We start from the raw sequence: 12,851 nt of genomic DNA, 5'->3' as shown, positions 1-12,851 counted from the left end.
AAGATGAAGAGGTTACTCGCCGCGTGGGAACCGGGCGTTTTCCTCGACGATGTTCAGATCCATATGATTGCGCATGTAGCGTTCGGACGCCTTTTGCAGCGGCTGATAATCCCATGGGTAATATCCGCCTTGCCGCAGTGCCTCGTACACGACCCAGCGTCGCGCCTGACTGGCACGGACATCCGCGTCGAAGCGCTCCAAATCCCAGCGGGTCTCGGACTTTGCGCGCAGGGTTTGCAGCGTGCCCGCATGTTCGGGGCTGTCTGCCAGATTGGTCAGTTCATGCGGGTCTGCCTCGAGATCAAACAATTGATCCGGGTCCAGCGCGCATCGATTGTATTTCCACTTGCCATAGCGCAGCGACACCAGCGGCGCATACGATGCCTCGGCCGCGTATTCCATGGCCACAGGTGCGGTTCGTTCCCCGCCTTGCGCCAGCGGCACCAGGTTTTCACCGTCCGTCCATGGGGCGATCTCGGCCATGTCAACACCTGCCAGAGCCCCGAGTGTGGGTGTGACATCGATGGTGGAAACTGGCGTATCGATCCGCCCGGCAGGCAAGTCCGGGGATGAAATCATCAAAGGAACGCGCGCCGAGCCTTCGTAGAAGTTCATTTTGAACCAAAGGCCACGTTCGCCCAGCATGTCACCGTGATCCGAGACGAACAGGATGATCGCCTCTTGCCGTGTCGTTTCGAGCACTTCGAGGATTTCACCGATCTTGTCGTCCAGATAGGAAATATTGGCGAAATAGGCGCGGCGCGACTTTCGGATATCTTCTTGGGTGATGTCGAAGCTACGCCAGTCGTTGGCATCGAAGATCCGCTTGGCGTGAGGATCCTGGTTGTCATAGCCGATATCAGCGATTTCGGGCAGCAGATGCGCGCAATCCTCGTAAAGGTCCCAGTATTTGCGACGGGCGACATAGGGATCATGCGGATGGGTGAAGCTGACCGTCACGCACCATGGGCGGTCATCCTTGCCGCGCGCAAGGTCATACAGTTTGGCCTTGGCGTTATAGGCGACCTCGTCATCATACTCCATCTGGTTGGAAATCTCGGCAACACCCGCGCCGGTCACCGATCCCATGTTGTGATACCACCAGTCGATCCGCTCGCCCGGTTTGCGGTAATCCGGTGTCCAGCCAAAATCGGCCGGGTAGATATCAGTTGTCAGGCGATCCTCAAACCCGTGCATCTGGTCCGGGCCGACAAAGTGCATTTTGCCTGACAGACAGGTGTAATAGCCGGCCCTGCGCAAATGGTGTGCGTAAGTTGGGATATCGCTGCGGAACTCAGCCGCGTTGTCGTAGACGCCGGTGCGTGAGGGTAATTGACCGGACATGAAGCTGGCCCGCCCCGGCGCGCAAAGCGGCGACGCAGTATAAGCGTTGGCAAAGCGGGTCGACCGTTCGGCCAGTTTCTTCAGGTTCGGAGCATGAAGCCAGTCAGCGGGACCGTCGGGAAAGAGGGTTCCGTTCAGCTGATCCACCATCAGGATCAGAATGTTTGGTTTTGTCATTTTTCAGCCTCGAGCAGAGTATCGAGCACGCGCATAGCGTGGTTCACGGCCAGTTGCGGTTCTTCCGGGGCGCTGAGTGCTGCGCGAATATAGAGCCCGTCAATCAGGGCAATCATATTCTCGGCAGCCTCAACCGGATCCAGCATCCTTGGACGCAGGGCATGAACCAGATTCGATCTGATGCGCGCCTGATAGATCTGCCACAATCGCAGCGCGTCACTGTTGGTCTGCGCCAACACATAAAACGTCATCCAGGCGGCAGTCACGTCAGGTGTGAAACACGAAGGGGCAAAACAGGCGTGGATAATCGCCTCTGCCCGATTGCCCGGTTTGGCCGCTTTCAACTGGGCCCTGGCTTCGTCGCTGAAGTCGGCGAGGATCTGACGCATTGCGGCCAGAAATATCTGATCCTTTCCGCCAAAATAATGGTGTGCCAATGCGCTGGACATGCCCGCGCGTTTGGCAATCTGGCTTACGGTTACATCCAGGGATTTCTTGACACCCAGTTCAGCAATCGTCGCTCGAACAATCGCGTCCTTGCGGATCGGCTCCATTCCAACTTTTGGCATCGCTTTCCCCATACAGGTGTCATGCGACCAAGCTAGGATGTTTTTATTGACTCGTCAATCAATGTAAACACTGAGATGTCTTGTTACAGCTTCGGCGCAATACTGGGAGGCGTCAAGTCCCGCCGGTTCAACATGAACTCGCGCCATGAGATGAAGCTTACAGCGCCCAGTATCAGGGTTCCGCCAGCCACAACCCAAAGGTCGACGCTTTCGTGGAAGATTGCTGCACCCACAAGCGTGGCCCAGATCAACTGCAGGAAAGTGACGGGTTGTGTGACGGCCACAGGCGCGGCCTGCAACGCCAATGTCATGAAGTAATGACCTGCGGTCGCAAAGCTGGCCACCAGAAACAGAACCCCGAGTTCTTGCATACTGGGCCGGGTCCAGACGGCAACCGCAAAGGGGATCAAGGCTATGGTTACCCAGATGGACAGATGCGCCACAACAACCGAAGGTGGAACGTCGCGGACAAGAAGCTTGGCCAGCAAATAGGACCCGCTTAGCATCAGGGCCGTTCCGAGCATGGCAAGGTGACCTTGTGAGACTTCGCGAAACCCGGGGCGCAGGATGACCAGCACGCCCACCAAAGCGACCAGAATCGCGGCGACCCTGCGAAAAGCCAACTTCTCACCCAGAAACAGGGCTGCACCCAAGGTGACATAAACCGGCGTCATGTAGTTCATCGCAGTGACTTCGGCCAAGGGAATTTGTGTCATGGCGAAGAACCAAAGCATGACAGCAATCGCGTGTACTACACCGCGCAAACCGAACAGCGTCAGCAGGCGGGGTGTCAGCCGGGTCGCCATGATCGACCGCAAGGCCGGTAACAGAAACACCAATCCCAGCGCATAACGCAGGAATGCGGCCTGGACCGGATTCATCGTCGTGCCCAGAGATTTGACCAATGCGGTCATCACAACAAAGGACAGCCCGGCGGCAAACATCCAGAACATAGCGGCAAGCGGGCGCGACGAAACGGCAAGCGATGTCATGGCTTAGGTTGAACACCGAAACCCTGCCGGGAACAACCCTTCACATGACAACAAGTTTCAGTGCGATACCCAGCATTACGACACCGATCACTGCATCCAGCACCTGCCAGGCGCGCGGGCGCGCAAACACCGGAGACAGAACACCTGCGCCGTATCCAAGTGAAAAGAAGAAGGCAAAGCTGGACGTGACCGCCCCGATGGCAAATCCGACCCGGTCATCATACTGTGCCGAGATGGAACCGATCAGAACCACTGTATCCAGATAGACATGCGGGTTCAGCCAGGTGAAGGCGAGAACGGTAAGCATTGCGGTTTCAAGGCTGGTTCGCGGGCCGTTGCCCGTTTCCATTACCGCGCCACCCCGCAGGGCAGACCCGAAACTGCGCAGCCCATACCACGTCAGAAAAGCGGCCCCGCCAAATCGCAGTACAGGTTCAAACCAGGGGGCTGAATGCGCCAGAGTCCCGAACCCTGTGACGCCTGCAACAATCAAAACCGCGTCAGACATTGAGCAGGTCAGGCACAGAAGAAACACATGTTCACGCCGCAACCCCTGTCGGAGAATAAAGGCGTTCTGTGCCCCGATGGCGAGGATCAGACTGAAACCCAGCGCGAAACCGGCGATCATGGACGTGGGCATGGGACCTCCTGCTATTGCAAGACGTTGACTAAGATCGTCGGTGCGATCTATCAAATTAAAGATGTTATCCCGAGTTAAGCCTGACTAATGTTGCTGGATCCTCTTCACCTGTCCGCTTTGTCTGCCATTCTGCGTCATGGCAGCTTTGATGCGGCTGCGGCAGAGCTGGCGGTGACGCCCTCGGCGATATCCCAGCGGATCAGGGCGCTTGAGGATCGGATTGGAGCCACCCTGATACATCGGAGCACCCCTTGCACCGGAACGCCCGCCGGGCTGCGCATCGCCCGTTACGCGGAAGATGTCGGACTGCTTGAGGCACAGCTGGTTCGAGAGCTTACGCTGGAGCAGGAATCAAGGTCCGCCCGCGTCCGCATTGCCGTACCGGCAGACAGTCTGGCCACCTGGTTTGTTGATGCGATGGCGCAGGTGCCTGACATGCTGTTCGATCTGGTGATCGACGATCAGGATCACTCCGCAGACTGGCTGCGGCGGGGCGAGGTAAGCGCCGCCGTCACCGTTGGCGGCCAGACAGTGACCGGGTGCGACGCGATCCCATTGGGCGTGTTGCGGTACCTGCCAACGGCCAGCCCGGAATTCATCAACACCTGGTTTCGGGACAAAGTGACCGAGGCAGAACTGGGCAAGGCACCCTGCCTGGTTTTCAACCAAAAGGACGGGCTGCAAAGGGCATGGATTGTTCAGCACACTGGCAAACGCCTTTCCCCCCCGTCTCATTTCCTGCCTTCTTCACACGGATTTGTGGACGCGGCGATTGCCGGGCTTGGGTGGGGCATGAACCCCGCGGCTCTGGTGCGGGAGGTTCTGAAACAAGGGCTGTTGCGCCCCATCGTGCCCGATGCACCGCTGGATGTCGCGCTGAGCTGGCAGGTTGGGCGTGTTCTTGCGCCCGCACTCAAACCTCTGACCCAGGCTGTCAAACGTGCATCAGAACGGATTTTGCTTCCGCCTCAAAGCAGCTAAACAGACACGACATTTTCGGAGGGACCGATGTTCTCACGTGACGCTCTTGGCTATGACCCTATTCCCCTGCCAGACCGATGCGACATCAGCGATACAGACATGCTGGGCGCGGCGCAGGCATTTTATGAAAAGATGCGTCAGCGTCATACTATCCGGGATTTCAGCCCCCGCCCCGTTGCCCGTGAGGTAATCGAAACCAGTCTGCGCACTGCGGGTACCGCCCCGTCAGGCGCCAATCACCAACCCTGGCATTTTGCAGCCATCTCGGACCCTGCCCTGAAACACCGCATCCGGGAAGAAGCCGAAGAAGAAGAACGCCGGTTCTACGCAGGTGGCGCCGGGGATGAATGGATCAAGGCGCTGGAGCCCATCGGCACCAACGCGGTCAAAGAACATCTGACAATCGCCCCCTGGCTGATCGTGGTTTTTGCCCAGCGCTGGGGGCAATTCGAGGATGGAACGCGGTACAAGAACTACTACGTCCCGGAAAGTGTGAACATTGCCACCGGCTTTCTGATTGCCGCGCTGCATCACGCGGGCCTCAGCACCCTGACCCACACCCCAAACCCGATGCGGTTTCTGAACGACGCGCTGGACCGGCCCGCGTCGGAAAAACCAACCATGATTATCGCGGTGGGACACCCGTCAGAAGGAGCGACTGTGCCTGCTGTGGCAAAACTCAAGAAACCCCTGGAAGAGATTTCATCCTTCTTCTGAGGCTTTCGCGACGCTCGCCAAAAACTCAATTCGAGGGCTGTTCCGCCTTTTTCCGTTCTGGTTGCATCATGCGGTAGCAGTTTATACAGGACACCAGACTGGCGACGACGATGAATGCGACGGCCATCGCGACCTCGTGCATATGGGCGACAGCGGCAAGGCCCGCAGACAACAACACCGCGGTTAAACGCGCGAACGCCTTGACCGCCGCCGATCCCCGCACCCGCTGCTCTTTGGGTGCCACATCCAGAAAATAGAGCTTGCGCGCACTGCTGATCCCGGTCACCGCAACGGTGACAATGAACAGCGCAATTGCATGCAAATGAACCTGATGGTCAATGCCCAAATAGTGGAACACCAAAAGGACACTGCCTGTTGCGGCGACCATCAATGTCCCGACCACCATGACCGCACGATGGGATTTCATGTTGATGGTTTGCCACAGAGGACCCGATACAAGATATCCCGAAGCGGAAGAAACGATCATCGCGGTCAATCCCTGTGTCGAGCTGTGATGCGCTTCGGCTGCGATGAGAGCGAAGAACGGAACAGACAGCGACACAGCAACCAAGGGCAGACGCATGATCATATACCGCCGGAACCATTGGTATTCGAACATGTCCAGAATACCCTTGATATTCGCCTTAATCGAAATGCCCCTTTCGGACTTCTGCGGCGTCGTCGGTGCACCCTCACGCACGGTTTCCGTCATCGCCAGCATGAACAGACCCGACAGAAGGAAGAATAAAACCGAAACGCCAATCATGACTGAATGGCGCGAAAAGGGTGGATTATCCTTGGTGATCTGATGCACCAGCAACGCAAGGCCAATGGCACATAGCCCCCCGGCACCAAGTTGCAGGTATTGCATGACCATGCGCGAACGCGCCTGAACGTGGTCCCCGAGCAGATCCGTAAGCATCAGGGTCTGCACTTCGCTGACAAGCCCGATCACCAGAAATACAGACAGGAAAACCGCCGCGATCAATGGGACAGCCCCGGTTGCGGCCGCAGCGATTGCCAGAACCAGACAGGCGCCAATGACCGCTTCGGTCAGCGCAATTGCACGTTTCTTCTTGCTTCTTGCCGCAACGGGTTGCGCTAAAAAGAAGTCCGCAATTAAACAACCGACCATCCGCACCGACACCAGCGCCCCCGCCACAAACATCGGCAACTCGAAGGAAACGGCTAAAAACGGCAAAACAACCGACGGGCTGCCGAGCGTCCACGCGACCTGAGACAGGATACTTTGCCCGGCCAGGACGGGCACGTTGCGCTTGGTCTGATCGGAAGTTTCGGATGTCATTCGTACTGTGTCTTCGTGTTTTCTGTATTTCCCGCACTTTCAGCCTAAGCGCATCGACTGTTTCAGCCAATAATTCAATAAAACCATCAAAAACCAAAAAACCCGGCCGTTGCGACCGGGTTTCAATGAGCTGGTATGGGTCAGCTTAAAGCTGCGCCATGACCTCATCGGTGGCTTCGAAGTTGGTCGTGACACGCTGCACATCGTCATCGTCTTCCAGCGCATCGACCAGCTTCATCAGCTTTTGCATGTCCTCAAGGCCCAGTTCCGTCGTTGTGGTCGGTTTCCAGACCAGCTTGGTGGATTCTGATTCTCCAAGCGCGGTTTCCAATGCAGAGGAGACATCGTTCAGATCGGTATCCGCGCACCAGATGATGTGACCGTCTTCCGAGCTTTCGACGTCTTCGGCTCCGGCCTCAATGGCGGCCTCAAAAATCGTGTCGGCATCGCCAGCATCTGCCGGGTAAATGACCTCACCCTTGCGGTCAAACATGAACCCAACCGAGCCGGTCTCGCCCAGATTGCCACCGTTCTTCGAGAACGTGGAACGAACGGTCGATGCGGTCCGGTTGCGGTTGTCGGTCATGGTTTCGACAATTACCGCAACACCATTGGGCCCATAGCCCTCATAGCGGATTTCTTCGTAATCGTCGCCTTCACCCGCTTGGGATTTCTTGATCGCGCGGTCGATCACGTCCTTGGGGACCGAGTTCGACTTGGCTTCTTTCACCGCCAGACGCAGGCGCGGGTTCTTGTCGGGATCGGGGTCGCCCATCTTGGCGGCCACGGTGATCTCTTTTGACAGTTTGGAAAACAGTTTGGACCGCGCGGCGTCCTGACGCCCCTTGCGGTGCTGGATGTTGGCCCATTTGGAGTGGCCTGCCATAGTGCGTCCTCGTCATCATGTTTGCGTGTTCGGCGCTCATATAGACGTTTGCGGGGGGCAGGATCAAGAGAGCGGCTTGCGACGACCTCACCGCCTTGTATGGTGACGGCATGACGACAGATCAGATCATACTTTTTGCCCTTTTCATCACTGTCTTCGGAATGCTGCTTTGGGGTCGGTTTCGATACGATCTTGTGGCTTTTGCCGCGCTTATGATCGGCGTCGTTCTGGGTGTTGTGCCGGTGGGTGGCGCCTTTGCGGGCTTTGGCCACCCGGCGACAATTATCGTCGCGCTGGTGCTTGTGGTCTCTGCCGGTTTGGTCAGGTCGGGTGCGGTCTTTCTGATCACCCGCACTCTGGTTGATGCGTCACGGGGGCTGGGCGCGCATATCGCCCTGATGGGCGGGATCAGTGCGATTCTGTCGGCCTTCATGAACAATGTCGCGGCGCTTGCCCTGCTGATGCCCGTGGATATTCAGACCGCGCGCAAAGCGGGTCGGCCCCCGGGTCTGTCCCTGATGCCCCTGAGCTTTGCCACCATTCTGGGGGGCATGGTCACCCTGATCGGCACCCCGCCGAATATCATCATCGCCTCGATCCGGCAGGAAACACTGGGTGAGCCGTTTCACATGTTCGATTTTGCCCCTGTTGGTGGAATAGCAGCGATTGCCGGTCTGGCATTTGTCGCGCTGATCGGATGGCGATTGATCCCCAATCGCGGCGTGCAACAAGAAACATCCGAGGTGCTGGCCGAATACATTGCCGAACTGACGATCCCGCCGGGCTCTGCCCATATCGGTAAACGGGTCAGCGAACTTTATGAAACGGCCGAAAAATCCGACGTGGCTATCATCGGCCTGATCCGGGATGGGAAACGGCGATATGGCCGGTCAACCCATGCCACACTGAACGATGGCGACGCGCTGGTACTGGAAGCGCGCCCGGAGGCGCTGGACGAGTTCCGTTCAGCGCTGAAACTGGATTTCTCGGACACACGACGGCAGGAGCTGCTGACGGCTGAAGGCGACGGGCTTGAAGTAATCGAAGTGGTCGTTCCCGAAAGCGCGCGCATAACCGGCCGTACAGCGCAGGGTATTGGACTGGCCTGGCGCCAAAGTACCGTCCTGATGGGCATCTCGCGTCAGGGTCGTCAGATCACCGAACAGGTTCGCAAGACCGAGGTTCAACCGGGAGACATCCTGCTGCTGCTTTGCCCTCGTGATCGCAGCGCTGATGTGACCGATTGGCTGGGGTGTCTGCCACTGGCCGAACGCGGATTGAACGTGACGGCAAACGATAAGGCCTGGTTGGCCATCGGTCTGTTTGCCGCTGCCGTCTTTGCGGCCAGTGTCGGGTTGATTTACCTTCCCGTCGCATTGGGGCTTGTCGTCATTGCCTATGTGCTGACCAAGGTCATGCCAATCACGGAGATCTATAACCACATCGAATGGCCCGTTGTCGTGCTGCTGGGTTCGATGATCCCTCTGGGCAGCGCTTTGGAGACATCCGGCGGCACCGAGCTAATTGCCAATGCGCTGATCCAGCTGACCAACGGCCTGCCTGCATGGGCGATCCTGACCGTACTGATGGTCGTGACGATGACCTTGTCGGATGTCCTGAACAACACCGCCACCGCCATCGTCGCGGCCCCGGTGGGCATCCAGATGGCCCAAACGCTCGGGGTGTCGCCCGACCCGTTCCTGATGACCGTGGCCGTTGCGGCCTCGGCTGCGTTCCTGACGCCTATCGGTCACAAGAACAACACGCTGGTTCTGGGCCCCGGCGGCTATCATTTTGGCGACTACTGGCGCATGGGCCTGCCGCTTGAGGCTCTGATCATCGCGGTTTCCGTCCCCGCCATCCTTGTCTTTTGGCCGCTGTGACGGGTAAAGGCTGTTCATGAAACGCTTTTTGATCCTGCAACTGCGCCCGGAAACGGATGCCTCCGACGCAGAATATGCTTCGATCCTGAACCGCAGCGGGTTATCGCCCGAACGCACACACCGCATCCGTCTGGATTGCGACGACCTGCCTGAAGGGCTGGATGTTACGGACTATGCCGGTGTCATCGTAGGCGGTGGGCCGGGATGCGTCAGTGATGACCCCGCAACCAAATCTGCGACGGATGCGCGGATCGAAGCCGCAATCCTGGGTTTGATGCCGCAGATTACCGCGCTGGATCACCCCTTCATGGGGTGCTGCTATGGCCTTGGTATTCTGGCCGTACATTTGGATGGCAACGTCAGCAAAGCCCGGTATGGCGAGCCTGTGGGACCATCCAGGTGCCGCCTGACCCCCGAAGGACAACAAGACCCGCTTACCGCAGAATTGGACGCCACCTTTGATGCTTTTGTTGGTCACAAAGAAGCGGTTCAAACCCTGCCCGAGGGCTGCGTTCACCTTGTTGCGTCCGACCCCTGCCCGTTCCAGATGATCCGCTGGGGCCAGAACGTCTATGCCACTCAGTTCCACCCGGAAGCCGATGCCAAAGACTTTGAACAACGCATCAACATCTACAAGAACCATGGCTACTTCCCGCCCGAAGACGCGCAGAAACTGATCGACCATTGCCATTCGGCAGAGGTTACGCAACCCGGCGAAATCCTGCGCCGTTTCGTCCAGCGATACGAGTGACCCAACGGCGCGGTTGCCTGCGCCTTGCCCCCTCGCATAGGCTGATCTGACGCAACTTTGGGAGGGGTTGTCCTTGGATTTGCTTTTGAATGTCGGCTTGCCGGTGTCGCTTGCCATTATCATGTTGTCTCTGGGCATCGGGCTGGAGGTGGCAGACTTCCGTCGTGTCCTGAGCCGGCGACGCGCCTTTGCCATCGGGGCGGTAAGCCAGATTGTTCTCTTGCCAGTCGCAGCCTTTGTGACGGTCACAATCTTTGGATTGCCCCCCGAGATCGCGGTTGGTTTCATGCTGCTCAGTTTTTGCCCGGGCGGCGTAACCAGCAACATCCTCTCCAAGCTCGCCAAAGCCGATGTCGCGCTTTCGGTCAGCCTGACCGCCGTGATCAGCCTTTTGTCGATGGTGACAATACCAATACTGGCCGCGTGGTCGATCAGGCACTTCATGGGCGACGAAGCCCCCGAGGTTTCGATCACCGGGCTGGCTGTTGCATTGTTTCTGATAACAACGCTGCCTGTGGCAATCGGGGTCGGAATTCGCTACTTTGCAACGGAGTTTGCAAACCGCGTAGAGCCGGGATTGTCAACGCTCGCGACCGTTTTGTTCGTGCTGATCGTTGCCGCGGCACTGGCCGGGAACTGGCAATTGTTCGTCGACAATCTTGGCATCATGGGCGCAGGCTTGATTTCTTTGAATATCACCCTGCTGTTCATCGGGCTGGGGCTTGCGCGGATATCAAACCTGTCCTGGAATGAGTGCAAGACGATCTCGATCGAAACCGGTATTCAAAACTCCACGCTGGGCATTACACTGGCGGCGCTGATCACGAATACCGAAAGCGGGTTCAGCCCGCTGGCCCTGCCCTCGGCGGTTTATGGCATTACGATGTACGCCGTGGTTCTGCCGTTTCTTGTCTGGTTCCGCAGGCGCTGAAAGGACCGTTATGACAAACAACACTGCTGATGCGATCGTAATCGGTGCTGGTCTGGCCGGATTGGCCGCCGCAGCCGAACTGGGCGACCGAGGCAAAAAGGTAATCATACTCGATCAGGAACCCGAAACCTTTCTGGGCGGTCAGGCGTTCTGGAGCCTTGGTGGACTGTTCATGGTCGACACCCCCGAACAGCGCCGCATGGGTATACGCGACAGCCACGATCTGGCGTTGCGCGACTGGATGGGCAGCGCACAGTTTGACCGTGACGAAGACGCATGGCCCCGCAAATGGGCCGAAGCCTATATCGAGTTTGCGGCTGGCGAGATGCGTCAGTGGCTGCACGAAATGGGCCTGCGCTGGTTTCCGGTCGTTGGCTGGGCCGAACGTGGCGGGTCTTATGCGACGGGGCACGGCAACTCGGTCCCGCGCTTTCACATCACATGGGGCACCGGCCCCGGCGTTCTTGAACACTTTATCCGACGTGTCCGCGACCATGTCAGCGCCGGATTGATCCAGATGAAGTTCCGCCACCAGGTCAGCCATATCATCATGCAGAACGGAACCGCCAAAGGTGTTTCCGGAGAAATTCTGGCCGATGACACCTCCCAGCGCGGTGGCAAAACCAACCGCGATGAGGTTGGCGAGTTCGAAGTTTATGCCCCGTCGATCATCGTCACCTCCGGCGGTATTGGCGGCAATTTTGACATGGTGCGTCAAAATTGGCCCCGGGACCGTTTGGGTGAGCCTCCCAAAGACATGGTTGCAGGGGTACCCTTTCACGTTGATGGCCGCATGATCGCAATCAGCGAAAAAGCGGGGGGCCATGTCATCAATGGTGATCGGATGTGGCATTACACCGAAGGCGTCCGCAACTGGGACCCGATCTGGCCCGCCCACGGCATTCGCATCCTGCCCGGCCCAAGTTCAATGTGGTTTGACGCCAGAGGTAACCGCCTTGCTCCGCCCTGTCTGCCGGGGTTCGACACATTGGGGACACTGCGTGAGATCCTGAAAACCGGATATGAATACAGCTGGTTCGTTCTGACCCAGAAGGTGATCAAAAAGGAATTTGCGCTGTCCGGGTCGGAACAAAACCCCGACTTCACTTCGGGCAGCTGGAAAGAGGTTATCCGCCAGCGCATTCTGTCAGGTTCCAGCGCAACTGCTCCGGTCGAGGCGTTCAAGGAAAAGGGTGAGGACTTTGTTGTTGCCAACACGCTGACCGAACTGGTCAACGGCATGAACCATCTGGGCGACACTCCGATAGATGAGGCTCAACTGCGTGCCCAGATCGAAGCCCGGGATTCGCAGGTCGACAACCCTTTTTCGAAAGATGCGCAGATGATGGCGATCCTTGCCGCGCGCAATTATCGCGGAGATAAACTGATCCGCACAGCCAAACCGCATAAGTTTCTGGATCCGGCCAACGGCCCGCTGATTGCCGTCAAGCTGCATATTCTGACACGCAAATCTCTGGGTGGGTTGCAGACCAATCTGGACAGTCAGATGATTGGATCAGACGGAAATGTGGTACCGGGCCTGTTCGCTGCTGGCGAAGTCGCCGGATTCGGCGGTGGCGGCTATCACGGCTACAACGCGCTGGAAGGCACATTCCTGGGCGGCTGCATCTTTTCCGGTCGCAATGCCGGGCGTTCAAGGGCCGTCGCCTGACG

Annotated in this window: 12 protein-coding genes; 6 read left to right on the top strand and 6 right to left on the bottom strand. The window is 58.0% G+C overall.

The features are described 5' to 3' along the window. Positions 1-12 precede the first annotated feature (12 nt). The 4 genes from betC to ACR0AD_RS00430 form a co-directional block, all read right to left on the bottom strand. The gene (betC, locus tag ACR0AD_RS00445) at positions 13-1,521 is read right to left on the bottom strand and encodes a choline-sulfatase (RefSeq protein ID WP_480486369.1); all 1,509 of its coding nucleotides are present in this window, start codon (positions 1,519-1,521) and stop codon (positions 13-15) included. Continuing rightward, positions 1,518-2,090, bottom strand: coding sequence for a choline-binding transcriptional repressor BetI (betI, locus tag ACR0AD_RS00440; protein ID WP_480475817.1), 573 nt, complete (start codon positions 2,088-2,090; stop codon positions 1,518-1,520). The genes betC and betI overlap by 4 nt, the downstream gene beginning before the upstream one ends. An 83-nt stretch (positions 2,091-2,173) precedes the next feature. After that, complete coding sequence (locus tag ACR0AD_RS00435; protein WP_480481968.1) at positions 2,174-3,082, bottom strand: DMT family transporter; 909 nt, start codon at positions 3,080-3,082, stop codon at positions 2,174-2,176. 40 nt (positions 3,083-3,122) lie between these two features. Next, positions 3,123-3,722, bottom strand: coding sequence for a LysE/ArgO family amino acid transporter (locus tag ACR0AD_RS00430; RefSeq protein ID WP_480486371.1), 600 nt, complete (start codon positions 3,720-3,722; stop codon positions 3,123-3,125). Positions 3,723-3,809: 87 nt separating this feature from the next. On the opposite strand from ACR0AD_RS00430, the gene ACR0AD_RS00425 reads away from it, so the two are divergent. Together ACR0AD_RS00425 and ACR0AD_RS00420 are read left to right on the top strand one after the other, a co-directional pair. Next, on the top strand, positions 3,810-4,703 hold the full coding sequence (locus tag ACR0AD_RS00425; protein ID WP_480481970.1) for a LysR family transcriptional regulator ArgP: 894 nt from the start codon (positions 3,810-3,812) through the stop codon (positions 4,701-4,703). A gap of 27 nt (positions 4,704-4,730) precedes the next feature. Then, positions 4,731-5,420 carry a nitroreductase family protein gene (locus ACR0AD_RS00420; protein WP_480486373.1) on the top strand — a complete coding sequence of 230 codons (690 nt, stop codon included), beginning with the start codon at positions 4,731-4,733 and terminating at the stop codon, positions 5,418-5,420. Positions 5,421-5,445: 25 nt separating this feature from the next. Here ACR0AD_RS00420 and ACR0AD_RS00415 read toward each other — a convergent pair whose 3' ends face one another. Together ACR0AD_RS00415 and ACR0AD_RS00410 are read right to left on the bottom strand one after the other, a co-directional pair. Beyond that, complete coding sequence (locus ACR0AD_RS00415; RefSeq protein WP_480486374.1) at positions 5,446-6,726, bottom strand: MFS transporter; 1,281 nt, start codon at positions 6,724-6,726, stop codon at positions 5,446-5,448. A gap of 145 nt (positions 6,727-6,871) precedes the next feature. Further along, complete coding sequence (locus ACR0AD_RS00410; RefSeq protein WP_480481976.1) at positions 6,872-7,612, bottom strand: YebC/PmpR family DNA-binding transcriptional regulator; 741 nt, start codon at positions 7,610-7,612, stop codon at positions 6,872-6,874. A gap of 110 nt (positions 7,613-7,722) precedes the next feature. On the opposite strand from ACR0AD_RS00410, the gene ACR0AD_RS00405 reads away from it, so the two are divergent. The 4 genes from ACR0AD_RS00405 to ACR0AD_RS00390 all read left to right on the top strand — a co-directional run bounded on the left by ACR0AD_RS00405 (position 7,723) and on the right by ACR0AD_RS00390 (position 12,849). Next, positions 7,723-9,495: an SLC13 family permease gene (locus ACR0AD_RS00405; RefSeq protein WP_480486376.1), complete on the top strand. Its 1,773-nt coding sequence runs from the start codon at positions 7,723-7,725 to the stop codon at positions 9,493-9,495. 16 nt (positions 9,496-9,511) lie between these two features. Further along, positions 9,512-10,246, top strand: a complete 735-nt coding sequence (locus ACR0AD_RS00400; RefSeq protein WP_209504602.1) for a glutamine amidotransferase — start codon at positions 9,512-9,514, stop codon at positions 10,244-10,246. A gap of 73 nt (positions 10,247-10,319) precedes the next feature. Beyond that, the gene (locus ACR0AD_RS00395; protein WP_480486378.1) at positions 10,320-11,177 is read left to right on the top strand and encodes a bile acid:sodium symporter family protein; all 858 of its coding nucleotides are present in this window, start codon (positions 10,320-10,322) and stop codon (positions 11,175-11,177) included. A 10-nt stretch (positions 11,178-11,187) separates the two neighbouring features. Next, positions 11,188-12,849, top strand: coding sequence for an FAD-binding dehydrogenase (locus tag ACR0AD_RS00390; protein ID WP_480486379.1), 1,662 nt, complete (start codon positions 11,188-11,190; stop codon positions 12,847-12,849). Positions 12,850-12,851 lie beyond the last annotated feature (2 nt).

This window comes from Ruegeria sp. BH8 (assembly GCF_056538065.1).
This window is presented reverse-complemented; position numbering and strand designations above follow the sequence as displayed.